The 23,816-nt window shown below is 30.4% G+C and carries 24 protein-coding genes and 1 pseudogene; 13 read left to right on the forward strand and 12 right to left on the reverse strand.

Annotation, left to right across the window (positions count from 1 at the left end; genetic code table 11):
• Positions 1-50 precede the first annotated feature (50 nt).
• Positions 51-1,583: a G-D-S-L family lipolytic protein gene (locus WAO74_RS04605; protein WP_422159996.1), complete on the reverse strand. Its 1,533-nt coding sequence runs from the start codon at positions 1,581-1,583 to the stop codon at positions 51-53.
• Positions 1,584-1,601: 18 nt separating this feature from the next.
• Complete coding sequence (locus WAO74_RS04610; protein WP_422159997.1) at positions 1,602-4,319, reverse strand: TonB-dependent receptor; 2,718 nt, start codon at positions 4,317-4,319, stop codon at positions 1,602-1,604.
• Positions 4,320-4,509: 190 nt separating this feature from the next.
• On the opposite strand from WAO74_RS04610, the gene WAO74_RS04615 reads away from it, so the two are divergent.
• A complete protein-coding gene (locus tag WAO74_RS04615; protein ID WP_422159998.1) occupies positions 4,510-5,442 on the forward strand; it encodes a bifunctional riboflavin kinase/FAD synthetase in 933 nt (310 codons plus the stop codon).
• Between the two features lie 59 nt (positions 5,443-5,501).
• Positions 5,502-6,776, forward strand: coding sequence for a serine--tRNA ligase (serS, locus tag WAO74_RS04620; RefSeq protein WP_422159999.1), 1,275 nt, complete (start codon positions 5,502-5,504; stop codon positions 6,774-6,776).
• Here serS and WAO74_RS04625 read toward each other — a convergent pair.
• Entirely contained in the window at positions 6,773-6,916 is a 144-nt protein-coding gene (locus WAO74_RS04625; RefSeq protein WP_422160000.1) for a hypothetical protein, read from the reverse strand. The genes serS and WAO74_RS04625 overlap by 4 nt on opposite strands.
• Before the next feature lie 126 nt (positions 6,917-7,042).
• On the opposite strand from WAO74_RS04625, the gene WAO74_RS04630 reads away from it, so the two are divergent.
• Genes WAO74_RS04630 through WAO74_RS04640 form a run of 3 tightly spaced genes read left to right on the forward strand, consistent with a single transcriptional unit; the run spans position 7,043 to position 9,519 of the window.
• A complete protein-coding gene (locus WAO74_RS04630) occupies positions 7,043-8,866 on the forward strand; it encodes a tetratricopeptide repeat protein (protein ID WP_422160001.1) in 1,824 nt (607 codons plus the stop codon).
• 28 nt (positions 8,867-8,894) lie between these two features.
• Positions 8,895-9,131 (forward strand): hypothetical protein, encoded by a 237-nt coding sequence (locus tag WAO74_RS04635; RefSeq protein ID WP_422160002.1) that lies wholly within the window; start codon positions 8,895-8,897, stop codon positions 9,129-9,131.
• Between the two features lie 58 nt (positions 9,132-9,189).
• Positions 9,190-9,519: a DUF4286 family protein gene (locus WAO74_RS04640; RefSeq protein WP_422160003.1), complete on the forward strand. Its 330-nt coding sequence runs from the start codon at positions 9,190-9,192 to the stop codon at positions 9,517-9,519.
• 44 nt (positions 9,520-9,563) lie between these two features.
• Here WAO74_RS04640 and WAO74_RS04645 read toward each other — a convergent pair whose 3' ends face one another.
• Positions 9,564-10,487, reverse strand: a complete 924-nt coding sequence (locus WAO74_RS04645; RefSeq protein ID WP_422160004.1) for a hypothetical protein — start codon at positions 10,485-10,487, stop codon at positions 9,564-9,566.
• Between the two features lie 13 nt (positions 10,488-10,500).
• Between WAO74_RS04645 and rsmA the strand changes: the two genes are divergently transcribed.
• Positions 10,501-11,304 carry a 16S rRNA (adenine(1518)-N(6)/adenine(1519)-N(6))-dimethyltransferase RsmA gene (gene rsmA / locus WAO74_RS04650; RefSeq protein ID WP_422160005.1) on the forward strand — a complete coding sequence of 268 codons (804 nt, stop codon included), beginning with the start codon at positions 10,501-10,503 and terminating at the stop codon, positions 11,302-11,304.
• Complete coding sequence (mgtE, locus tag WAO74_RS04655; RefSeq protein WP_422160006.1) at positions 11,294-12,643, forward strand: magnesium transporter; 1,350 nt, start codon at positions 11,294-11,296, stop codon at positions 12,641-12,643. Before rsmA ends, mgtE begins: the two co-directional genes overlap by 11 nt.
• 184 nt (positions 12,644-12,827) lie before the next feature.
• On the opposite strand, the gene WAO74_RS04660 is transcribed toward mgtE, so the two are convergent.
• A complete protein-coding gene (locus tag WAO74_RS04660) occupies positions 12,828-13,361 on the reverse strand; it encodes an RNA methyltransferase (RefSeq protein WP_422160007.1) in 534 nt (177 codons plus the stop codon).
• 154 nt (positions 13,362-13,515) lie between these two features.
• Here WAO74_RS04660 and mutS point away from each other — a divergent pair, with 154 nt between their 5' ends.
• Entirely contained in the window at positions 13,516-16,089 is a 2,574-nt protein-coding gene (mutS, locus tag WAO74_RS04665; RefSeq protein WP_422160008.1) for a DNA mismatch repair protein MutS, read from the forward strand.
• Positions 16,090-16,333: 244 nt separating this feature from the next.
• Here mutS and WAO74_RS04670 read toward each other — a convergent pair whose 3' ends face one another.
• Together WAO74_RS04670 and WAO74_RS04675 are read right to left on the reverse strand one after the other, a co-directional pair.
• Complete coding sequence (locus WAO74_RS04670; protein WP_422160009.1) at positions 16,334-16,756, reverse strand: hypothetical protein; 423 nt, start codon at positions 16,754-16,756, stop codon at positions 16,334-16,336.
• Between the two features lie 35 nt (positions 16,757-16,791).
• Positions 16,792-17,310 carry a hypothetical protein gene (locus WAO74_RS04675; protein ID WP_422160010.1) on the reverse strand — a complete coding sequence of 173 codons (519 nt, stop codon included), beginning with the start codon at positions 17,308-17,310 and terminating at the stop codon, positions 16,792-16,794.
• A 483-nt stretch (positions 17,311-17,793) separates the two neighbouring features.
• Here WAO74_RS04675 and WAO74_RS04680 point away from each other — a divergent pair.
• Positions 17,794-18,021, forward strand: a pseudogene (locus tag WAO74_RS04680) (hypothetical protein); the annotation flags it as partial.
• Positions 18,022-18,268: 247 nt separating this feature from the next.
• Here WAO74_RS04680 and WAO74_RS04685 read toward each other — a convergent pair.
• Positions 18,269-18,772, reverse strand: coding sequence for a hypothetical protein (locus tag WAO74_RS04685; RefSeq protein ID WP_422160011.1), 504 nt, complete (start codon positions 18,770-18,772; stop codon positions 18,269-18,271).
• Positions 18,773-19,034: 262 nt separating this feature from the next.
• Here WAO74_RS04685 and WAO74_RS04690 point away from each other — a divergent pair, with 262 nt between their 5' ends.
• Positions 19,035-19,316 (forward strand): Sec-independent protein translocase subunit TatA/TatB, encoded by a 282-nt coding sequence (locus WAO74_RS04690; protein ID WP_422160012.1) that lies wholly within the window; start codon positions 19,035-19,037, stop codon positions 19,314-19,316.
• 28 nt (positions 19,317-19,344) lie between these two features.
• Here WAO74_RS04690 and WAO74_RS04695 read toward each other — a convergent pair whose 3' ends face one another.
• From WAO74_RS04695 to WAO74_RS04710, 4 genes are all read right to left on the reverse strand, one after another.
• Positions 19,345-19,986: an O-methyltransferase gene (locus WAO74_RS04695; RefSeq protein WP_422160013.1), complete on the reverse strand. Its 642-nt coding sequence runs from the start codon at positions 19,984-19,986 to the stop codon at positions 19,345-19,347.
• 77 nt (positions 19,987-20,063) lie between these two features.
• Positions 20,064-20,336 (reverse strand): hypothetical protein, encoded by a 273-nt coding sequence (locus WAO74_RS04700; protein WP_422160014.1) that lies wholly within the window; start codon positions 20,334-20,336, stop codon positions 20,064-20,066.
• A 3-nt stretch (positions 20,337-20,339) separates the two neighbouring features.
• Entirely contained in the window at positions 20,340-20,906 is a 567-nt protein-coding gene (locus tag WAO74_RS04705) for a sigma-70 family RNA polymerase sigma factor (RefSeq protein WP_422160015.1), read from the reverse strand.
• Between the two features lie 27 nt (positions 20,907-20,933).
• The gene (locus tag WAO74_RS04710; RefSeq protein WP_422160016.1) at positions 20,934-21,413 is read right to left on the reverse strand and encodes a nuclear transport factor 2 family protein; all 480 of its coding nucleotides are present in this window, start codon (positions 21,411-21,413) and stop codon (positions 20,934-20,936) included.
• 133 nt (positions 21,414-21,546) lie between these two features.
• Here WAO74_RS04710 and panB point away from each other — a divergent pair, with 133 nt between their 5' ends.
• The 3 genes from panB to WAO74_RS04725 all read left to right on the forward strand — a co-directional run bounded on the left by panB (position 21,547) and on the right by WAO74_RS04725 (position 23,783).
• Positions 21,547-22,365, forward strand: coding sequence for a 3-methyl-2-oxobutanoate hydroxymethyltransferase (gene panB / locus WAO74_RS04715; protein WP_422160017.1), 819 nt, complete (start codon positions 21,547-21,549; stop codon positions 22,363-22,365).
• Between the two features lie 98 nt (positions 22,366-22,463).
• Positions 22,464-22,817, forward strand: coding sequence for a four helix bundle protein (locus tag WAO74_RS04720; protein WP_422160018.1), 354 nt, complete (start codon positions 22,464-22,466; stop codon positions 22,815-22,817).
• A 27-nt stretch (positions 22,818-22,844) separates the two neighbouring features.
• Positions 22,845-23,783: a 2-hydroxyacid dehydrogenase gene (locus tag WAO74_RS04725; protein WP_422160019.1), complete on the forward strand. Its 939-nt coding sequence runs from the start codon at positions 22,845-22,847 to the stop codon at positions 23,781-23,783.
• Positions 23,784-23,816: the final 33 nt, after the last annotated feature.

The following is a 23,816-nucleotide window of genomic DNA, read 5'->3' on the forward strand; positions in this document are numbered from 1 at the left end:
AAAAAAGGTTGAGAAAATTCTCAACCTTTTTTTATTAGTGTAATATTAAATTATCTCAAAGTTGGTGAGTAATTTGTCTGATAATCATCTGCTTTTGCCAAACCATTTGTAGCTACTGTAAAATTAGAACCGAATTTAGTATCTATAGCTCCTAAAATTTTATTTGCCATTAAAGCATAACCTCTACTTGTTAAGTGTACACCATCTAAACTTACCAATCCACCTCTAACTAAAGCAGTTGTCATTGTATATTGATCAAATGTAATACCGGTTCTAGCTTGTTGTAAAATTGCATTTAAATCTATTAAAGCAACATTTGCATTAGAACTTGCAACACTGGTAATAGTAGCATTGTAAGAAGCTGTAGCAGCTTGTACTTGAGCTAACTCTGTTTCAGTTAATACCCACTGATCAGCTAAAGCAACTCCAACTCCATTTACGCTTGCTGGGTTGTTTGGAACTGCTAAAGTTCCAATAAAAGAAGAACTAGGTAATACTAATAAATCTTTAGCTGTTGTTTGTCTTAATTGAGGTAAAGCCGCAAAAGCTGGATTAATAGCGCCTAAATTTGTTAAGTGTTCATCTACTATAACCACTGCATTTTGACCTGCTTTAAAATTAATTGTTCTTTTTAAAACTTCTGCATCTGCTTGAGCTTTAGTCATTACATTTAATTGTACCAAAACACCAAAAGCTTGTTGTATTCCTCCATTATATGCTGCATAAGCACTATTAACAGATGCTGCTGTTGCTGCATTCATAGGCACTGGGTTGTAAGGTACTGTAGTAAAATATGGTAATAATGTAATATCTGGCACAGTGGCAATAACTCCTTTTGCTCCACCAGCTGTCATAGCAGTTACCATTCCTCTAAATACTTGATCGAAAACTACTGGACTTGTAATATCATTTGGTCCATACGTTGCTGGGTTAAAATTGTTTTTTTGATCTACTCCAGAACCTCCAGAAGTTGCAAATCCTAAAACATCATTTCCTCCAACTTCAGATAATGTAAAAAATGTTGGTTGTTGAGCCATTGCATCTCCTAAAACAGTAGCAGATGCACTTGATGCCATTCTACCAAAGTAAGGATTTAAAGCTCCATAACCTGGAAAGGTTAAATGAAAACTTTTTGCTCCTGGAATACCATAATTGTTAAATGATGTTCCAGCAGCTCTTCCTGTTAAACTTGTTGTAGAAGTTGCATTTAATCTTACTGGTCCAGCTCCATTAAAATAAAGTCTTGGCAGTAAGCTTGGAATTTGTTGACCTCCCATCATAAAACCGCCAATGTTGTCTCCCATTAATGGTTGATTAAAATCACCTCCACCAACTAATTTAAATTTAGATGCCATAATATTTGGAAAAGAGTTTTCTTGTCCTTTAATAAAAAGCGCCCCATCTAAATAACCACCTGTAAAAGATGCACCAACTGCTATGTATTTAGAAAAATCTAATCCGTTTGCATTTGGAGTTATTTGTTCTACTTGTGGACCTTGAATTTCATCTAGTTCGTTATTTACATCACAAGATGCAAATCCGATAGATAAAACAAGTAATCCTATATATTTATAATTTTTCATAAAATATTCTATTTTTTATTAGTTATTAATTGTCCAAGAAAGGTAGTATTGAGAACCTACTGCTCCAACACCAGGTGCACTAAAATATTCTTGACCTGTTAAATTTGCTCCTCCTAATTTAAACACAGATTTAATTGATGGAACTGTATAATTTACTTGCGCATCAATAACAGTTCTAGCGTCTACAGTTGCATCTAAGAATGTAGATTCCCATAAAAATTCTGTTTGCCATCTTGCATTAACATTAAAACCAAAGTTTTTAAATAAGTCTGTTTTACCAAATTCGATTTTTACTTTGTGTTCTGGTGTGTTAAACCCTGCTTCAAAATCTGGATCTGATGCTTGATCAAAATCAAATTTAGCATACGTATAATTTAAACCAATATCAAAACCATTAAATATTTTTGAGTTTAAACCGATAGAAGCACCATAAGAACTAATTTCGGCAGCCGTATTTGTATATACTTGAAAAGCTTTAAAGTCTCCATTTTGAAGAGCTAAAAGAGATAAAGAATTATCCCCAACTGTTCCATAGAAAGGAACTAAAACGTTTTTTGCAGCGATAAAATCGTTATATTGATTGTAGTATGCGCTAACGTCTAACGTAATTCTGGAATCTCCTGCATTTATTAAACCTCTATACCCTAATTCGAAAGCAGTTACTTCTTCTGGTTTTACCAATTCAGCAATAGATGCTGTTGGAGCACCAGCTATAACAGAACTTGCTGCAAAAGAATTATCATAAGCCAATCTACCAGATAAAGTAGTTGTTGGACCTCCTAAAATTCCTTGACCTGCTGTACTTACATTTAAAGGTGTACTTGTATATCTATCTAAGTTATCTGGAGCAGAACCAACCAAAATAGCAGAACCTGCGTCTAAACCAATGTACTGATCCTGTGTTGTTGGGTTTCTAAATCCTTTTTGAAATGAAGCTCTAAAGTTATCATTTTTATTTTCACCAGCTGCATAAGCTAAAGAAACTCTTGGAGAAAAATTACCATCAAAGTTTTGTGCTTTGTCATAACGCACTGAAGCTGTTAATTTTAAACGGTCGTCTTCTAAAAAATTCTTTTGCATTTGGGTGTAAACACCATATTCATCATAATCAATAGGACCATCAAAATCTGTAAAAATACTTCCATTAGAGTTTAAAGAATATCTTCTGTAAGAACCCCCTATTTGAAATTCTGCCCAGTCTATAACATCTTGAAAATTATAATTTACATCTCCATGATATAATTTTGTTTGATCTTGAAATCTTGAACCAGTTGCTAAATTTGGATCTGAAGTAACATCATCGAAAGTTGCTTTAAATTCTGGAGTTCCAGGAATTAAACGCCCTGTGTCTGCTGCTGCTCTTGCTGCAACATGAGAGCCAGTAACAAAATAAGTTCCTGCATATTGTGTAAACCAAGCTGTATCCGATTTCCATCTTCTGTTAATGTTAATTGCAGCAAAACGTGAATCGTAAGAATTACCAGCATCTTCAGTAGTCATGTAACCTCTAACGAAAAAGTTCTTCCCTCTGAATTCTAGTTTATGTTGTGCTAAATAAAAATCTCTAATATTATATCTGTTTGCACCTTGATAAATTGTGTTTCCAGTTCCAAACTTAGAGTTGAAAATTACTTCTAATCTATCATCACCAAAAGGTCTATAATGTAAAGCAGTATTTAATTTTACACTTCTTGCTTGATAATCTAGCATTAAATCTTGCTCTTCATAACCTGTTCTACTTACTCTACCTGCAGCACCACCTAAACTAGTAGCAACCTCATCACCATAAATATTTAAACCATCAAAATCATTTAAAGATCTATCTCCAACAGCATATTCTCCATTTCTTGTATTTCTATGGTCTGTAGCAAACCATTCTGTACCTTGTAAGTAAGCTAAAGTTGCTTTTGCAGCAAATTTATCAGAAAAGGCATATGCCATTCTAATATTATAGTCATAAACATCATTTGTGCCTGCTGCTGCTTGCGTAGTAACTCCTTGTTTGTAAGAAAAACTAATTCCTTGATCGTTAAAAGGACTTCTACTAGTCATAAACATAATACCATTAAAAGCATTTGCTCCATAAAGTGCAGAAGATGCTCCTGGTAATAACTCAACCGTATTCACGTCTAACTCAGACATTCCTAAAAGGTTACCAATTGCAAAGTTTAATGCAGGTGATGAGTTATCCATTCCATCTACTAGCTGCATAAAACGAGTATTCGCAAAAGTTGCAAAACCTCTCGTGTTTACAGATTTAAATGTTAAACTGCTCGTGTTTATATCAACTCCTTTTAAGTTTTCTAAACCATCGTAAAAAGAAGGAGAAGAGGTGTTTTTAATAGCTCTTGCATCCATTCTTTCAATAGTTACTGGAGACTCCATAATACGTTCTGGAGTTCTCGACGCTGAAACAACAATTTCATCTAAAGAAGTTTCGTTTTCTGTTAAACTAACTTCGACTTTTTGATTGTTTTTTGTTATTTCTACTTGTTCCATTTTGTACCCTAACATCGAAATTTCTAATGTAAAAGGAGGGCTGTCTGTAACTTTTAACTCAAAATTTCCATCAAAATCAGTAGTTGTACCTACAGCTTTTCTAGAAACTTTGATATTTGCACCAGGGAGGGTATCTCCCGTTTTTGCATCTGTAACTATACCAGTAATAGTAGTTTGTGCTACCATTGCTAAACTGCTGAAAGCTATAAACGCAACTAATAAAATCTTTTTTGTCATAATTTGAATTATTTGTTAACTACGTGCAAAATACAAATTTTTTTGAATTTCTGAATATTTCATCACTTATTTTATGACTTTAACAAAAGAATAGTGATAAAATTGTTATTTAAACATCTAAAAAGCGAATATTTTTATTGTTTTTTTAAGACTCAGTTATTGTACATTTGTGATATAAATTATTGTTTTTTTGAAAATAATACAAAATACTTCTCAATTTTCGTCCAAAGAACAAACTTTTGTTACTATTGGCACTTTTGATGGCGTGCATTTTGGGCATCAAAAAATTATAGAAAAATTGGTTTTTGAAGCTAAAAAAGCAGGTAAAAAATCGGTGGTTTTAACCTTTTTTCCTCACCCAAGAATGGTTTTGCAAAAAGATGCTTCTCTAGAATTGATAAACACGATTGATGAACGTGCAAAACTTCTAAAAAAAACAGGTTTAGATTATTTAATTATCCATCCTTTTAGTAAAGAATTTTCTAGAATGTCTGCTTTAGAGTTTGTAAGAGACCTTTTGGTTAATCAATTAAATATATCAAAATTAATAATTGGTTACGATCATCACTTTGGAAAAAATAGAGAGGGAAATATTACACAACTTACAGAATATAGCCACCTATATGATTTTAAGGTTGAAGAAATTCCTGCACAAGATATTGACGATGTTTCTGTAAGCTCTACAAAAATAAGACATGCTTTGGTCTCTGGAAATCTAAAAACTGCGAATAGTTATCTAGGATACAATTTTATGCTAACAGGTAAGGTAGTAAATGGAAAACAATTGGGTGGAAAAATTGGCTATCCTACTGCAAATATAGATGTAAAAGAAACCTATAAGTTAATTCCAAAAACAGGTGTTTATGTTGTAAAATCTACTATTGATGATAAAACTATTTTTGGAATGATGAATATTGGAAGCAGGCCCACTGTAAATGGAAATCATCAAACTATTGAGGTTCACTTTTTTGATTTTAATCAAGATTTATATCGCCAAGAATTAACTATTGAATTGATGTATTTTTTGCGTGATGAACAAAAATTCGATTCTGTAGAATTGTTGATTCATCAGCTGAAAAAAGATGAAGAAACAGCCAGAGATTACTTAAAAAACAATCTATAAAACTACATTGCCAAAGTCTTAATCTTACTTTATCTTTGCGCTTTCCAAAACATCAAAAAATGTTACAAGTACAATTTATTAGAGAAAACAAACAGACTGTTTTAGAGGGTTTAGCAAAACGTAATTTTGCAAACGCAGAAACAATTATTGAACAAGTTTTAACTGCGGATGAAAACAGAAGAGCAACACAGGTTGAGTTAGACAATACTTTAGCAGAATCTAATAAACTATCCAAAGAAATTGGAAATCTTTATAAAACAGGACAAGCCCAAAAAGCAAATCTTTTAAAAGAAAAAACGGTCGAATTAAAAGAGAGTTCTAAAGAATTATCAGAAAAATTAACTCTTTTTACTGATGAGCTTCAGGCGCTTTTATACCTAATACCAAATGTACCTCATATATCTGTTAAGGCTGGGAAATCTGCAGATGATAATGAAGAAATTTTTAAAGAAGGTGCAATACCTAATTTAGGAGAAAACGCACTTCCTCATTGGGAATTGGCAAAAAAATACGATATTATAGATTGGGAATTAGGCACTAAAATAACTGGTGCTGGTTTCCCTGTTTATAAAGGAAAAGGAGCTCGATTGCAGCGTGCCTTAATAAATTATTTTTTAGATAAAAACACAGCAGCTGGTTATACAGAAGTACAAGTACCACATTTGGTAAACGAAGAATCTGGTTTTGGTACAGGACAATTGCCAGATAAAGAAGGGCAAATGTATCATACAGCTTTAGATAATTTATATTTAATACCTACTGCAGAAGTGCCAATTACAAATCTATTTCGTGGCAACTTAATGCAAGAAGCAGAATTTCCTATTTGTGTAACTGGTTATACACCTTGTTTTAGAAGAGAAGCAGGGAGTTATGGAGCGCATGTTAGAGGTTTAAACAGATTGCATCAATTTGATAAAGTAGAAATTGTACGAATTGAACATCCTGAAAATTCTTACCAAGCTTTAGATGAAATGGTAGAGCACATCAAAAATATTTTAAGAGAATTAAAATTACCCTATAGAATTTTGCGTTTGTGTGGTGGAGATACAGGTTTTACATCAGCATTAACTTTCGATTTTGAATTATTTTCTACAGCACAAGACAGATGGTTGGAAATTAGTTCTGCATCGAACTTTGAAACTTTTCAAGCAAACAGATTAAAATTACGTTATAAAAATAAGGAAGGAAATAGCGAATTGGCACACACATTAAATGGAAGCTCTTTGGCTTTACCTCGTGTTTTGGCTGGTATTTTGGAGAATTATCAAACAGAAAATGGAATTCAAGTTCCGGAAGTCTTGATTCCTTATACTGGTTTTGATATTATTAACTAATTTGCTACAATAGCAACCATTAATCTTTTGTATTTATTCATCTCTATTAAAGAATTTAAATAGGCACTAATTTGTCCGTTTTTCATAAACTCTATTGAGTTTTGTTTTGCGATTTCGTATTTGTTGGCTAGGTCTAACATAATTTGTTGTTTGATTCGTTATTTATTATATAGACAAGATTCATGCCAAAATGTTACAGACAAGTTTATGAAATAAGGCTGGTTTAATAAAAAATTAACATTTTTCTTACCTATATTTGAAACTCTATGAGATGTATTGTTTTTATTTTTTTCTTTTCTATAAGTAGTTTTCTTACTGCTCAAGAGTTTACTCAGGCTAGCTCTGAAAACGATTATTTCTTAGCAGAAAGCTATTACAGGCAAGGAGAATATGAAAAAGCAACACAAGTTTACAAAGGTTTGTATGAAAAAAGTCCTTTTAATACAACTTATTTAAGTCGTTTACTTTCTTGTTACCAAGAAACAAATCAGTTTTTAATTGCAGAAAATTTATTGAAAGATAGAATTCAGAAAAATGCAACACAAACTTATTTGTATGTTTTTTTAGGCTATAATTTTGAGAAACAACAGCTCCAAGAAATTGCAAATAGCAATTACGAAAAAGCTTTGAATTCTCTAGATATAAATGCTTCTTATGCTGGTATAATTGGAAATCTTTTTAAAGAATATAGCTTGCTAGACAATGCTATTTTAGCTTATGAAAAAGCGATGGAAAATAATGAAAACACCAACTACAATTTTCAAATTGCACAGATTTATGGAGAAAAAGGGGAGTTTCAAAAAATGTTTGAATCGTATATAAATTTAGTTGATAAAAACGAAAGTTACCTTAACTTAATTCAAAGATATGCAAGCAGATACATCACTGATGATGCAGAAAATGAAACGAATATATTATTCAGAAAAACCCTTTTAAGAAAAGCAGTTAGTAATCCAAAATACGAATGGAACGTGCTATTAAGTTGGTTATTTGCGCAACAAAAAGAATATGGAAAAGCACTGGTTCAAGAAAAAGCTTTGTACCAAAGAAGCCAATCATCGGACTTAACAACCATTTTTGATTTAGGTAAACTTGCCTTCGAAAATAAAGAGTATGAACCAGCAAAAAACTGCTTTGTTTTTGTTGATGAAAACGCCTCTCTACAAGAAGAAAAAATAGATGCAAACTTGTATTTAATAAAAATTTCTGTGGTTACTAAAAACCCAGAAACAGAAACTTTATTTCAAAAATTATTTACACAATTTGGCAAAGGAGCGCAAACTATAGAACTACAAGTAGAATATGCAGATTATCTAACTTTTAGTAAAAACGAACCAGAAAAAGCAACAGCTATTTTAGAAGAAGCAATTACTTACTCTAAATCTAAATTCGATGAAGCTCGCATTAAATTAAAATTAGGAGATGTGCTGGTTTTTAGAGGGCAATTTAACAAGGCGCTCATTTACTTTTCTCAAATACAAACGCAATTAAAAGGATCAGAATTGGCACAAGAAGCAAGTTTTAAGGTGGCACAAACCAGCTATTTTAAAGGTGATTTCGATTGGGCAAAAGCACAGCTAAAAGTACTAAAAGGCTCTACAACACAACTTATTGCAAACGATGCTGTAGATTTATTTTTAAAAATTACAGACAATGAGCCTGTAGATTCTATTCCATCAGGTTTAAAACAATTAGCAAGATCAGAATTACTCTCTTATCAAAATAAAAATAATGAAGCTTTAGAAGAGATTTCTAAACTATTTTCATCCAAAGAAATTCTTGCAAATGGCTTGATTCCTGGAGAGGTGATTTATGATGATGTGTTGTATTTACAAGCAAAAATTCTTATAAAACAAGAAAGATATTTAGAAGCAATTGAAAGTTTAGAGAAAATTATTGTAGCAGACAACCAGGGTTTTTTAACAGATGATATTTATTATTTAATGGCAGAAACATATAACCTTAATTTAAATAATGTTGAAAAAGCAAAAGAATATTATCAAAAAATTATCTTTGAGCATCCTTCTAGTATTTATTTGGTTGATGCAAGAAAAAAGTTTAGAAAATTAAGAGGAGACTCAATTAATTAAGCTGAAACCAACTTTATTTTTAAAAAAAATGAAAAAACTATTAAATGGAATAATTGGTGGATTTTTAGGAGGAATCATAGGTTTTTTCGTTATTTTAATTTTTTCTTGGAGTTATGATAAAATAAATCCACCTGAAAATAATACAGGAGGAATGATATCAGTAGGATGGATTTTTACGCTTTTCACAGTTCCTTTTTTTGGGATTATTGGATTTATTTGGTTTCTAATTTCATCTCCTTTTAAATCAAAAAAAAGCACAAAATAGGAGCAATTTTGTGTTTAATTTCAATAACATTTTTAAACAACTAAACGATTACAAAAAAATGTACATATATAACGTAACTATAAATATAGATGAAGCTGTTCATAAAGAATGGTTAACCTGGATGGAAACCCACATTTTAGACGTTTTAAATACAGGTAAATTTATATCCGCAAAATTCACAGAAGTTTTAGTAAAAGAAGATTTGGGTGGTAAAACGTATTCTGTTCAATACACAGCAAATACTAAACAAGATTTGGAAGATTATTACAAAGAAGATGCTGAGCGTTTAAGAATGGAAAGTGTCAAAAAATTTGGTAATAAAATCCTCGCTTTCAGAACGGAATTAAAATTGATCAAAGAGTTTTATCCAACTAATGTGAGCAATTAGACTTCAATAAATTCAAAGTAAACTTATTGAAGTTTTATAAGCTTTTAAAAACTAACCTCAACACCCAAAGAAAAAGTGTTAATTTTAGAAACACCTAATCTGTAATATTCATAGCCAGAAGAAATTCTATAATTATTAATGTGATATTTTAAAAGTAATTTTGTGTTTTTAATTCTTTCATTATTAATCGCTGTTGTTCTGTGAGAAAGCAATAAACTAATTGGTTTTTTAATAAACCATTCTCCTCCAAAACCAAAAGTAAAACCAGTTTCGTTTACACCACTTGCAACATGCGTTGCTCCCAAACCAAACCAAGCATCCAATTTCTGGGTTCTAATTCTATGGTATTTTAATAAGGCTGAATACATATTAAAATTATCTTTTTTACCATCCATGTTTTCAGAAAAAGTTACATAATCTGCATTGAAAGAGAAACGTTTAAAAAAAAGAAAATCGAAACCAAAATTATTTCCATATAAACTACTATTTTCTATCAAAAAACGATTGTAAATATCAAATCTGGTAATATTATAATTTATAGAATCTGTATAAATAAAATTTCCTTGATGAGGCAACTCGTAAGGAAAATGAGCAATTTCTGCACTATGCATGTTGCCTTTAAATTCCCAAGGACTTTCAAATGCAGCTCCATAAGCTGTGTAAGCTAGAAGTCTTCCAATAATATCTACAAAAAGAACTTGCAATAAAGTTCTGTCTTGATTATTTGTAGATATAGTTGTTGTGGTTGAAGTAGGTATTCTTAATGTTGCTGAGGTTGAAGAAGTTGTTTTAGTTTTCAAACTCTCTTTTCCTTTATCTAATTTAGCACTTTGAGAAAATCCTGAGATAGAAAATAAGAAAGTAACTAAACTTACTAGAAGTAATTTTTTAATCATTTTAGTTGATTTTATAAAACCAAAACCACCAATAATTATGCCGATTTTAGCTGTATCTTTGTTTTCATCCATTAAAATAAAAACAGTGTCTGTAAAAGCAAAAAAACATTTAGGTCAGCATTTTTTAACAGATGAAAGCATTGCAAAAAATATTGCAGATGCTTTAACAGAAGTAGGTTATGAAAATGTTTTAGAAATTGGGCCAGGAATGGGTGTTTTAACCAAATATCTATTACAGAAAAAGCCGAAAATTACGGTTATGGAATTAGACAGAGAATCTGTAGCTTATTTAAAAGATGTTTTTCCAATAGAACAAATCAACTTAAACACATCTAAAGGGAAGTTTGAAATTATAGAAGGCGATTTTTTAAAGAAAAATATTCCTGAAATCTTTAACAAAAAACAAGTTGCCATCATTGGTAATTTTCCATACAATATTTCTACACAAATTGTTTTTAAAGCCATAGAATATAAAGATTTTGTGCCAGAATTTGCTGGCATGTTTCAAAAAGAAGTAGCTATGAGAATTGCAGAAAAAGAAGGCTCTAAAGTGTATGGAATTCTATCTGTTTTAACACAAGCTTTTTTTGATGTTGAGTATTTATTTACTGTGCCTCCAAACGTATTTAATCCACCTCCAAAAGTAGATTCTGGCGTAATTAGGCTCATCAGAAAAAAAGATTATTCTTTACCTGTAGATGAAAAACTATTTTTTAGAGTGGTAAAAACGGCATTTAATCAGCGTAGAAAAATGTTGCGTTCTAGTTTAAAATCATTCAATCTTTCGGATTCTTTAAAAGAAGAACCTATATTTGCGAGAAGACCAGAACAATTATCGGTTTTAGAGTTTATTTCTCTCACGCAAAAATTAGCAGATCATGGTATTTGAAATTACTGAAGACTTTTTAGAAAACCTTTCTCAGCTTATTCAAAAGAATAACGAAAAAGCAATTACAAAGCTTTTTAAAGAGGTTCACTTTGCAGATATTGCAGAGGTTTTAGACGAAGTAAATTTCGAGGAAGCCATCTATATTATCAAACTTTTAGATAGCGAAAAAACTTCTGAAATTCTTACAGAATTAGATGAAGATATTCGTGAAAAAATTCTTGAAAATTTATCAGCTCAAGAAATTGCAGACGAAATTGGTGAAATGGATTCTGATGATGCTGCAGACATTCTTGGCGAACTTTCAGACGAACGTCAAGCAAATGTAATAAAAGCCTTAGAAGACGATGAATTAGCTGCAGATATTAAAGAATTACTTTCTTATAAAGAAAATTCTGCTGGTTCTTTAATGGCCAAAGAACTTGTAAAAGTATATGAAACTTGGACAGTAGCTGGTTGTATGCGAAGAATTCGTGGGCAGGCAAAAGAGGTTACAAGAGTGCACTCTATTTATGTAGTGAATAAAGAAGATAAACTCGTTGGACGTTTATCTTTAAAAGATTTAATAATTGCAAAATCAGATCAGCAAATTGCAGATATTTTAAAAGCACAAGTAGATGCTGTGAATGTAAATGAGGATGATGAAGAAGTTGCAAAAATAATGGCAAAGTACGATTTAGAAGCCATTCCTGTTGTAGACGACAATAACGTTTTAGTGGGTAGAATTACCATTGATGATATTGTAGATGTTTTAAAAGACGAAGCAGATAAAGATTATCAAATGGCAGCTGGTTTAACCCAAGATGTAGATTCAGATGATAGTATTTTAGATTTAACAAAAGCACGTTTGCCTTGGTTGTTTTTAGGCTTAATTGGTGGAGTTGGAGCATTCTTAATTATGGAAGGTTTTCAAGGCGTTTTCGAAAAATATGCAGCATTGTTCTTTTTTACACCCTTAATTGCAGCAATGGCTGGAAATGTTGGTGTGCAATCATCAGCAATTATAGTGCAAGGTTTGGCAAACGATGATGTAAAAGGAAGTATAAATAGTAGATTGCTTAAAGAAATGCTTTTAGCAGCTTTAAATGGCTTTATTTTAGCCCTTTTTCTATTCATTTTTGTGTGGGCTTATGAAGGCAGTATAAACACGGCTTTAGCAATCTCTGTTTCTTTAGTCGTTGTTATTATTGTGGCTGGTTTGGTAGGTACTTTTGTGCCATTATTTTTAAATAAAAGAGGCATAGATCCTGCAATTGCAACAGGTCCTTTTATAACCACTTCTAATGATATTTTCGGAATTTTAATTTACTTTTTAATTGCAAAAATGATTTTAGGGATATAGTTTTTGGAGCTATTTCCAGCTTTGAATTTATCTTGAGCGAAGACGAAAGGCTATATCTTTTTTCCGCGGTTCTCGATACAAATTTGTTCATACTTCACAAATTCACTCGAACTAACAGAAAAAAGGATGTCGTTTCAATCTGGGCTAGACAATTTTTCAAGCAAAAAGATTACTACAAAGAAATTTACAATTTATTTATTTTCGTAAACAAATCCCAAAGAACAACTCCAGTAGTTACAGAAATATTTAAAGAATGTTTGGTTCCTAATTGTGGAATTTCGATGCAAAAATCACTGGCATTTACCACTTTTTGTTGCACACCTTTTACTTCATTTCCCATAACAATAGCATATTTCTGACCTTTTTCTGGATAAAATGTATCTAGTTTTGTGCTGTTTTCTGCTTGTTCAATAGCTAATATTTGAATCTTTGAATCTTTCAATTCTTTAATAAGCGTAAGCGTATCTTCAGCATATTCCCAATCTACAGATTCAGTTGCACCCAAAGCAGTTCTATGAATATCTTTGTTAGGAGGCGTTGCAGAAATACCACACAAATATATTTTTTCTATCAAAAAAGCATCACTGGTTCTAAAAACAGAGCCAATATTATTTAAACTTCTAACATTGTCTAAAACTACAATTAAAGGTGTTTTTTCTACAGCTTTAAATTCCTCAACTGTAATTCTATTTAGTTCGTTGTTTTTTAATTTTCTCATAAATTTTAGTTTGTGGTTAATGGTTTTTAGTTGTTGGTGTCTTAACTAACAACCAAAAACTAAACACTAACAACTATATTTTATATCTTCGCAAAACTAACTGAAAATTTCTAAAAACTTGGCCAAATCCAATCCAAAAAAGGTAACTCCTTTAATGAAACAGTATAATGCCATCAAGAAGAAATATCCTGATGCCATGTTGCTTTTTCGTGTGGGAGATTTCTATGAAACCTTTGGAGAAGACGCAAAAAAAGCGGCTGGAGTTTTAGGAATTGTACTCACAAAACGTGGAGCAGGTAGTGAAACCGAAACTGCTTTAGCAGGTTTTCCTCATCATTCTTTAAATACCTATTTACCAAAGTTGGTAAAAGCAGGAATGCGTGTGGCAATTTGCGATCAATTAGAAGATCCAAAAATGACCAAAACCATTGTAAAACGTGGTGTTACAGAATTAGTAACTCCTGGAGTTTCTTTAAATGACGAAGTTTTACAAAGCAAAACCAACAACTTTTTAGCAGCTGTTCATTTTGTTAAAAAACAGCTCGGAATTTCCTTTTTAGATGTTTCTACTGGCGAATATTTAGTAGCGCAAGGAACTGCAGAATACATAGACAAATTACTGCAGAATTTTTCTCCAAGCGAAGTTTTAGTGCAAAAACAAAACAAACAACAATTTTTAGAATTGTTTGAGAACCGATATTATACTTTTTATTTAGATGATTGGGTTTTTCAAAAAGAATATGCTAATGAAACATTGCAAAATCATTTTGAAGTAAAAAGTTTAAAAGGATTTGGAATTGAGGATGTTAAATACGGAATTATTGCAGCTGGTGCTGTTTTATATTATTTGTCAGAAACGCAACACAATCAATTAAAACACATACAATCTATTAGCAGAATTGCAGAAGATAATTATGTTTGGATGGACAGATTTACAGTTAGAAATTTAGAACTTTACAATCCAAATTCTGTAAATGCAGTAACGCTTTTAAATGTTATTGATAAAACCATTTCACCTTTGGGTGGTCGTTTGTTAAAACGTTGGTTGGCTCTCCCTTTAAAAAATATAGATGAAATAAAAAACCGTCATGAATTGGTAAAATTCTTTATCAATTCTAATGATTTTTCAAAGACGGTTACCTATCAATTAAAGCAAATTTCAGATTTAGAAAGACTCATTTCTAAAGTAGCAACAGGTAAAGCTTCGCCAAGAGAAATTGTATTATTAAAAGATTCTTTAAAAGCCATTTTTCCCATAAAATTAGCAGCAGAAAAAAGTGAAAACGAAGTCGTTAAAGACCTTGGAAATCAATTACATGCTTGCAAAGATTTAATAGCAAAAATTTCTGAAACGTTGTTTGATGATGCTCCTGTAAACATCAATAAAGGAAATGCCATTGCCAAAAATGTGCATCAAGAATTAGATGATTTACGTGCTATTTCATCTACTGGAAAACAGTTTTTAGATGATATGTTGGCTCGCGAAACTGAACGCACAGGAATTACAAGTTTAAAAATTTCTTTCAACAATGTTTTTGGGTATTATATAGAGGTTAGAAACTCTCATAAAGACAAAGTTCCTACAGAATGGATTCGAAAACAAACGTTGGTTAATGCAGAACGATATATTACAGAAGAATTAAAAGAATACGAAACTAAAATTTTAGGTGCAGAAGAAAAAATAGCCAAATTAGAACAAGAAATTTTTTCTAAATTATTGCAATATGTAATTCAGTTTGTGCAAAAAGTGCAAGAAAATGCACAAATTATTGCAAAAATTGACTGTTTATTATCTTTTTCTGTTTTAGCTGTTGATAACAATTATGTGCGTCCAATAATGGATGAAAGCACAGATTTAGAAATTAAAAACGGAAGACATCCTGTGATTGAAAAGCAGCTTCCCATAGATCAAACCTATATTGCAAACGATGTTGTTTTAAATAGAAATCTGCAACAAATTATTATGATTACTGGACCCAACATGTCTGGTAAATCTGCCATTTTAAGGCAAACAGCTTTGATTGTTTTGTTAGCACAAATGGGCAGTTATGTGCCTGCACAAAATGCAAAAATTGGGATTGTAGATAAAATTTTTACAAGAGTTGGTGCCAGTGATAATATTTCTATGGGAGAATCTACATTTATGGTAGAAATGAATGAAACTGCCTCAATTTTAAATAATGTTTCTGAGCGTAGTTTAATTTTGTTAGATGAGATTGGTAGAGGAACTTCTACTTATGATGGAATTTCGATTGCTTGGGCCATTACAGAATTCTTGCATGAACATCCATCAAAAGCAAAAACATTGTTTGCCACACATTATCATGAACTGAATGAAATGACCACCACTTTTGAGCGTATTAAAAACTTTAATGTTTCTGTAAAAGAGTTAGAAGACAATATTATTTTCTTGCGTAAACTCGTTTCTGGTGGCTCTAATCACAGTTTTGGAATCCATGTTGCTAAATTAGCTGGAATGCCAAATATGGTGATTAACAGAGCAAATAAAATACTAGCCCAATTAGAAAAAAACAATAAAAACGCAGAAGTAAAAGACGTTTTAAAACAATCGCAACATGAAGATATGCAACTCAGTTTTTTTCAGTTAGATGACCCACTTTTAGAAAACATTCGAGAAGAAATACTAAGGATTAATATTGATACTTTAACACCTATTGAAGCGTTGATGAAATTAAATGAAATTAAAAGAATGCTGGTGAAGAAATAAAAAAAATAGCAGAAAAGTACAAAATTTATAGTTTTGACTTAACTGCTATTTTTTATATACGTGGTTATGCCACGTTATCTTGCTTAATTAACTTTAATAATTTATATCCAGAAAAAATGATTCCGAAAAAGATAATAGTATTAATTAAGTCAATCTTTAAATCTCTAATTATCAAAATTATTAAGCAACCTAAAAGAGATATTATTTCTAAATAAAAATAAACCTTCGTATTCCTTTTCATAAATTAACTATTAGTTGCAACACACGCTATAAAACCTATTGATCCTAATGCTGTAATTGCTCCACCTACAAAAGCGCAAGGCACGCATCCAAAAAAAGAACCGAACGCAATAACTCTTCCAGCTGCTGCAACTGTTGCAGCACCTGTTTTACAGTCGATTACATCGTAATCTGTCTTTGCATATGAATTGTTTGTGTTGCTTTTTGCCCATAAAATCTCATACTCATCATTAATAGAATTATAATTTGAAATATCAACTTCAATAGTATTAAATCTTATTCCAAATTCTTTTAAATATCCTGTTGTTACTTTTGTCATGTCAATATTGCCAAAAACATGTTGCATTCGGTTATAATACGCATTGTTTTGACCGTTAATTTGTAATAAAAGCGTACAAAGTATGCAAGATAAAATAATCTTTTTCATAGTTTTTTTGTTTTAAATTAATTGATTTATATGTATTATGGGATATACTTTAAGTCAAAAACCCCTTGAGTAATCTTAATATCCTCACAGTCGTCTGTTTTTGTGGAGAATTCGAATGTTCCCGAAATTATATAATTTACCCTATCGATTTTAGTAAATTTAACAAAGCCTTCATATGTATCTTTGTATTCGTAGAGACAGAATTTATTTTCTGATACTTTAGTTGTGTATTTTGCTCTAGAAACTCCTTCACCAATATCTTTAAATTCATAAGAGACACCTGTAGTAAAAGGGTCTAAAGCTACAATATAAACACCTGCAGAACCAAATTGTATAAACCCACCTTGGTAAATTGCAACTTGTGCAGAAGTATTAGTAATATTAACAACTTCTCCATTTACTATATACCCAAATGTACCTTTACCACTCTGTGTGGCTTCTGGGAGTTGAGGAGTATCGTTGTCTTCTCCAAAAAGTTCGCAGTTTTGAAAAAGTAATGCAATAGAAATAAATAAAACGTGGTAAATTTTGTTTTTGTGGTTTAAGTTTTTCATAATAATTTATTTTAGTTTCTTAAAATCAAATAATTTGTTTAATTAATTCGTGTTTTTATTTTAACTTATTGTTAAGGTTTTCTTGCATAATCTAAATTTTCGTTGGCTTTCCTTTACGAGGGATGCCTACAACCATTTATATCATAACAAAAACTTCTTTTATCCTTTTTAATTTTCGACATATTTTACTCTTAATTTTTAAAATAAAATACCCATTTTTTAAAATTGAAAAAAGCAATGTTTTTGTGTTTTGCTTTTTTATAAATTTTGTTTTATAAACTTAGCCGATAATTAGGTTGGTGCCAATACCTGTTTATGGTGAAATTTTCATCTCCCTGTAAACAGGGAGATGAAAAAAATTAAACTATTAATAATCAGAATATTATAAAACTTTAAAATCACTTTTTTTGCTCTTAAAAAAGTATGTTTTTACTCACCTTTTTAAAAAAGATTCTTAAAATGGTTTTTAAAGAAATTAGAAATCGAAAAAAAATACTGGCCCAATTAGAAAAAAACAATAAAAACGCAGAAGTAAAAGACGTTTTAAAACAAACGCAACATGAAGATATGCAGCTCAGCTTTTTTCAGTTAGATGACCCACTTTTAGAAAATATACGTGAAGAAATATTAACAATTAATATTGATACGTTAACACCTATTGAAGCATTGATGAAATTGAATGAGATTAAGAGGATGTTGGTGAAGAAATAGTTTATTCTTTATTTAAATTTTTTTTAAGTTCTCTATTCTTAAGAGTAAAAAATCGAATTGCTTTAATTAGCAACCAAACCATTAAAACCGCAAAAAGGAGGTAAAATGTCTGTGTGATGATAAGCATAGGGCTCATGTCATTTAATGATTCTTCCATTTTTAAATTTTTTTTAAATATAAAAAAATAAAACCTAAAAGCAATGTTTAGCCTTTAGGTTTTAGATTCTATGGGTACAAAAATTTTTTTTTATATAGACCTTTTTAAATCTAACAATTTGTTTGTAGACTTAATGTAGCTATTATAAATACTCTCGTATTTAATAAGGTCATTAAAACAATAAGGCATATTTACAGCACTTACCATTACTTTATCTCCAGTTAACATTTGTAAATCTTTTCCACAATCGCTAACAGTCACTTCTCCTTCAAAAATCATTGTAGTTCCTTCAAAATTAGGAACTTGAATAATTTCATTAGACAATAAACTTCTTTGGCCTGATTTCCTGTTTAAAACAAATACTTTGGCGTCAATGGAGTTAGAACCTCTTTCTTTTTTAATAAGACTTGTTTCTACGTAAAACATGAAATCAGATGTTGGTCTACATTCGTAACCTTGTTCTGAAAGCAGAGCAATTACGTTAATTTCTTCAAGATTTAAGTTGGTTTCTGTTGTAGTATTTTCTGCTTTGTTAAACGAAAAAATACCAATAAGTAGCATAAGAAGCGCTACAGCTTTTTTTAGGGGTTTCATATTAAGGGGTTTAATATTATTGGGTAAAAATACAAAATGTTTTTTATTTATCAACAAATAAAAAACAAATATTTTTATTACAATTAAAAAATGGTTTTAAGTTATTCATTATTAGTGTTTTAAAATTTTGTAAGGAAATCGTAAATTTTTATTTTGTGCATTCGTCAAAATAATTTTTAATAAAAACCACTTATAAAATATGAAATTTTAACTTTAACAAATTAAAATATATATTAGAATAACTATTATCTTTGTCTGCTATATGAATACAACATTTTTATTTATTAGCGGTCCAGAAATTTTTGTAGTGATGCTCATTGTAGTCATGTTTTTTGGTGCAGATAAAATTCCTGAAATTGCCAAAGGTTTAGGTAAAGGAATGCGTCAAATAAAAGATGCTACTAATGATATTAAAAAAGAAATTAACGATAGCGCAAAAAATCAAGGTATAGAAACAGATCTTACTAAAGACATCAAAAAAGAGATTTCTGAGGTAAAAGATAATATTGATGATTTAACAGGCCCTATAAAGCGTATGAGATAAATTTAAAATTATGCGTTTATAAAATCGTTTATTTTACTCTACTTAAGGTTAAGCCATCTCTTATTGGTAACAAAACAGTTTCTACTCTATCATCAGAATTTAATAGTTTATTGTATTCTAATAAAACTTTGGTATCTACATCTTTAAGGTCTAATTCTTCAATAACCTTTCCACTCCATAAAACATTATCAGATAGAATAATTCCGCCAGAATTCATTTTATCAATAATTAAATGAAAATAATTGATGTAATTCGATTTATCTGCATCAATAAAAACTAAATCAAACTTCTGGTTAATTGTTGGAATAATTTCTGTGGCATCTCCAACTATTTGCTGAATTTGGTTTCTATAACCAGACTTTTCGAAATATTTGTTTTGCAACGTTTCTAGCTCTTCGTTTTTATCTATTGTAATAATTTTTCCTTTTGTTGATAAACCTTCTGCCAAACATATTGCAGAATACCCTGTATAAGTGCCAATCTCTAAAATTGTTTTTGGTTGAATTAATTTTGATATGATTGATAAAACTCTGCCTTGAAAAGCACCACTTAACATTCTTGGGTTTAGTTCCTTTTGCCAAGTTTCTCTGCTTAATTCTTGCAATATTGTTGGTTCTTGCTGAGAGTGATTCACAACATAACTGTCGATTTTTTCTGGTAAAAAGTGCATCTTTTTAAAAGTTTAAAGAATCGCAAAAATATAGATTTATGTAGATATAAAATCTAAAAACCTAACTTTAAAAAAGTTTAAAATTGTTGTGTATTAACTTTATTAAATTCTCTTTTTAGCTCTTCTTTTTCTTCAATAGTTAAACAATGATGAACTTTTTTACAATTCTCAGAATAACTCTTGTAAAAAACGGTTAAAAGTACATTTTGTTTCGTGTATACAGGGCAAATTTTACAACGCAAAAAATGAATATTCAATTTTACTTTATCCCAAAAAGTAGCTTCACCATATTGATTTTTATCACAAATAGTTGTGACTTCATCGCAAGTTATTTTAAATTTCTTGAACATTATTTAATTGTTAAACCAGTTATCTTCCATACATTTTCTGAGTTGTGTTCTAGCTCTATGAATAATTACCCATAAGTTGGACGCTGTAATGTCTAACTCCTTACAAATTTCTTCAGTTTCAAAATCTTGAATGGTTTTTAATCTAAAAACCATGGCATATTTTTCTGGCAAATTATCTATACAGGCCTCTATTTGAGTTCTTAATTCTTCGTTTTCAATATCCTTTTCAGATGCATTATCCCAACTTTGTGGCACTCTTTCTTCTATCCAATTTCCTTCATTTTCACCATCATTATAAAAATTCATTCTTACTTCTGCTTGCCCTTTTTTGGAGTTACTTTTTCTGTAATAATCTATAACTTTTCTCTTTAAAATAGAAACTAACCAGGTTCTTTCTGTAGATTTTCCTTGAAAATTTTTAGCAGATTTTAAACCCGCAAAAAAAGTTTCTTGGACTAAATCTTTTGCTAAATCACTATCATTAACACGCACAACTGCGTAATTGAATAGATAATCTGCATAATTGTCTATCCATTTATTTGGGTTTAGTATAATTTTTTCTTCTGGCATTGTAGTGTTTAAAACTCAAATATAATGCTATTTTTTTTCTTCTAAAACCTTGCAATTATCTCTTCTTCTTATATCAATCAAAAAAACAATTTCCCAATTTCCGTTATTTTTAAATAATTGAAAAGAGTTGGCTCCACAATGACTAAATTTATCGTTAAAATAAAACTCATAAGGCGTCCAAACTGAAGCTAAATTTCCATCAATTTTAATATCAATAGAGAGCAATTTTTCTAAGTAAACGTGGTCTGATTTTTTATTGGCAATTGAAGTAAGTAGCTTTTTTTTTGAATCTGTTTGTAAAATATTCTTACCCTCTTTTGTGGTAGAAGTTGTTTGAATTTTAATGTCTTTATGCAATGTTGTTTTCATAAGAGTGCTATCTCCTTTATGCAAACCCTCGAAGAAAACTTCAATTACTTTTTTAATAGCTATTTCTTCTTCTTTTTCTTGAGCCATTATGGTTGATGAAAAAAGTAGCAACACTAAAAACACGATGAATTTTGTCATAATTGATTTTTTTGAAATATAAAATTACCTATTTTTTTTGTATTCATGATAACCAAAAAAACATTACAAACTTATCCACTTATAAAACATCTGCTTTAATTTATTACTTTTACGCAATCTAAATTTAAAAAATATGTCAGTATCTAAAAAACAGTATAAGAGAATTACTGTAAAATCTCTTGTAGAGATGAAAGCAAATGGAGAGAAAATTTCTATGCTAACAGCTTACGATTATACGATGGCAAAAATATTAGACAGTGCTGGTTTAGATGTGCTTTTGGTGGGTGATTCTGCTTCGAATGTAATGGCTGGCCATGAAACTACATTGCCAATTACTTTAGATCAAATGATCTATCATGCAAGCTCTGTAATTAGAGGTATTCAGCATTGTTTAGTGGTAGTAGATTTGCCTTTTGGTAGTTATCAATCAGACCCAAAAGAAGCTTTACGTTCTGCCATAAGAATTATGAAAGAAAGTGGAGCACATTCTATAAAATTAGAAGGTGGTAGAGAAGTAAAAGAATCTATAAAACGCATTTTAAATGCAGGAATTCCAGTGATGGGACATTTAGGTTTAACTCCACAATCTATTTATAAATTTGGAACTTACACAGTGAGAGCTAAAGAAGAACAAGAAGCAGAACAGTTAATGGAAGACGCTTTACTTTTAGAAAGACTAGGTTGTTTTGCCATTGTTTTAGAAAAAGTGCCTGCAAAATTGGCTAAGAAAGTTGCTGAGGCAATTTCTATTCCTGTAATTGGTATTGGAGCTGGAAATGGAGTTGATGGTCAGGTTTTAGTAACTCATGATATGATTGGAATGACACATGAATTTCATCCTCGTTTTTTAAGACGATATTTAGATTTATATGCTGATATGACAGGTGCTTTTAAACAATATGTTGCTGATGTAAAAAGCAAAGATTTTCCTAGTGATAAAGAGCAGTATTAAAGTAGATTGTTAGAAAGCCAGATTATTAGATGTTTAGATTTAAAATATACGCATTTTTCTAGAAATCTAATTTTATAAATTCCAATAGTCTATTAAAAATGCACAGATATAAAGATTTAAAGTTTTGGCAATTAAGTAGAGCTTTTTGTAAAGAAATTTATGAAGTAACAAATCTATTTCCTGAAACAGAAAAATTTGGTTTAGTTTCACAATTAAGAAGAGCGAGTGTTTCAGTTGCATCTAATATTGCCGAAGGCGCCTCAAGAAGTTCTAATAAAGATTTTAATCGTTTTTTAGTAATTTCTTTAGGTTCTTGTTATGAAATTGAAACACAACTTTTACTTTCTTTCGATTTAGGCTTTATTAATGAAAATGTACTTGAAAGACTAAATAATTCTTTACATCAAATAATTAAAATGATGTCAAAGTTCAGTTCAGCTCTAAAAATCTAAAATACCAACCATCTAAATATCTGACCCTTGAAAGTCCTTCACTTAGACACAAATCATCCTTTATTAATAAATAAATTAAACGACTTAGGTTTCGCAAATGATGAAGATTATACTTCTTCAAAAGAAGAAATTGAAGCTAAAATTCAGAACTATGATGGTTTTATCATCAGAAGTCGATTTAAAATTGATAAACATTTTTTAGACAAAGCAACCAATTTAAAATTTATTGGAAGAGTTGGTGCTGGTTTAGAAAACATAGATTGCGAATATGCAACATCAAAAAATATAGCTTTAATTGCAGCTCCAGAAGGCAACAGAAATGCTGTTGGAGAGCATTCTTTAGCTATGCTTTTATCCCTTTTTAATAAATTAAACAAAGCTGACAAAGAGGTTAGAAATGGAAATTGGTTGCGTGAAAAAAACAGAGGAATTGAACTTGATGGAAAAACAGTAGGCATCGTTGGTTATGGAAATATGGGAAAATCCTTTGCCAAAAAACTTCGTGGTTTTGATGTAGAAGTTTTGTGTTACGATATAAAACCGAATGTTGGCGATAATAATTGTAAACAAGTTTCTTTGCGAGAAATCCAAGAAAAAAGCGATGTTTTAAGTTTACATACACCACAAACAGAAATCACAAAAAACATGATAAATACTACTTTTATCAATAACTTTAAAAAGAATTTTTGGTTGATAAATACTGCACGTGGAACTTCTGTGGTTACCAAAGATTTGGTGGATTCCTTAAAATCAGGTAAAATTTTAGGTGCTGGTTTAGATGTTTTAGAATATGAAAAATCTTCTTTTGAAAATCTTTTTTCTGATGACAATATGCCTGAAGCTTTCCAGTATTTAATTGCATCCGATAATGTAATTTTATCTCCACATATTGCAGGCTGGACCATAGAAAGTAACCAAAAATTAGCACAAACAATTGTAGATAAAATTAAAGCAAAATTTTGTTAACTTGTTGGCTTCAAATCATCAACCAAAATAAAA

Origin of the sequence: Polaribacter sp. (genome assembly GCF_049276715.1) — a bacterium.
Taxonomy (GTDB): Bacteria; Bacteroidota; Bacteroidia; order Flavobacteriales; family Flavobacteriaceae; genus Polaribacter.

Excerpts from the sequence above, each read along its gene's own strand:
- WAO74_RS04605 (WP_422159996.1), bottom strand. The coding sequence starts at position 1,583 with ATGAAAAATTATAAATATATAGGATTACTTGTTTTATCTATCGGATTT.
- WAO74_RS04610 (WP_422159997.1), bottom strand. The coding sequence starts at position 4,319 with ATGACAAAAAAGATTTTATTAGTTGCGTTTATAGCTTTCAGCAGTTTA.
- serS (WP_422159999.1), top strand. The coding sequence starts at position 5,502 with ATGTTACAAGTACAATTTATTAGAGAAAACAAACAGACTGTTTTAGAG.
- WAO74_RS04625 (WP_422160000.1), bottom strand. The coding sequence starts at position 6,916 with ATGTTAGACCTAGCCAACAAATACGAAATCGCAAAACAAAACTCAATA.
- WAO74_RS04630 (WP_422160001.1), top strand. The coding sequence starts at position 7,043 with ATGAGATGTATTGTTTTTATTTTTTTCTTTTCTATAAGTAGTTTTCTT.
- WAO74_RS04635 (WP_422160002.1), top strand. The coding sequence starts at position 8,895 with ATGAAAAAACTATTAAATGGAATAATTGGTGGATTTTTAGGAGGAATC.
- WAO74_RS04640 (WP_422160003.1), top strand. The coding sequence starts at position 9,190 with ATGTACATATATAACGTAACTATAAATATAGATGAAGCTGTTCATAAA.
- WAO74_RS04645 (WP_422160004.1), bottom strand. The coding sequence starts at position 10,487 with ATGGATGAAAACAAAGATACAGCTAAAATCGGCATAATTATTGGTGGT.
- mgtE (WP_422160006.1), top strand. The coding sequence starts at position 11,294 with ATGGTATTTGAAATTACTGAAGACTTTTTAGAAAACCTTTCTCAGCTT.
- WAO74_RS04660 (WP_422160007.1), bottom strand. The coding sequence starts at position 13,361 with ATGAGAAAATTAAAAAACAACGAACTAAATAGAATTACAGTTGAGGAA.
- mutS (WP_422160008.1), top strand. The coding sequence starts at position 13,516 with ATGAAACAGTATAATGCCATCAAGAAGAAATATCCTGATGCCATGTTG.
- WAO74_RS04670 (WP_422160009.1), bottom strand. The coding sequence starts at position 16,756 with ATGAAAAAGATTATTTTATCTTGCATACTTTGTACGCTTTTATTACAA.
- WAO74_RS04675 (WP_422160010.1), bottom strand. The coding sequence starts at position 17,310 with ATGAAAAACTTAAACCACAAAAACAAAATTTACCACGTTTTATTTATT.
- WAO74_RS04685 (WP_422160011.1), bottom strand. The coding sequence starts at position 18,772 with ATGAAACCCCTAAAAAAAGCTGTAGCGCTTCTTATGCTACTTATTGGT.
- WAO74_RS04690 (WP_422160012.1), top strand. The coding sequence starts at position 19,035 with ATGAATACAACATTTTTATTTATTAGCGGTCCAGAAATTTTTGTAGTG.
- WAO74_RS04695 (WP_422160013.1), bottom strand. The coding sequence starts at position 19,986 with ATGCACTTTTTACCAGAAAAAATCGACAGTTATGTTGTGAATCACTCT.
- WAO74_RS04700 (WP_422160014.1), bottom strand. The coding sequence starts at position 20,336 with ATGTTCAAGAAATTTAAAATAACTTGCGATGAAGTCACAACTATTTGT.
- WAO74_RS04705 (WP_422160015.1), bottom strand. The coding sequence starts at position 20,906 with ATGCCAGAAGAAAAAATTATACTAAACCCAAATAAATGGATAGACAAT.
- WAO74_RS04710 (WP_422160016.1), bottom strand. The coding sequence starts at position 21,413 with ATGACAAAATTCATCGTGTTTTTAGTGTTGCTACTTTTTTCATCAACC.
- panB (WP_422160017.1), top strand. The coding sequence starts at position 21,547 with ATGTCAGTATCTAAAAAACAGTATAAGAGAATTACTGTAAAATCTCTT.
- WAO74_RS04720 (WP_422160018.1), top strand. The coding sequence starts at position 22,464 with ATGCACAGATATAAAGATTTAAAGTTTTGGCAATTAAGTAGAGCTTTT.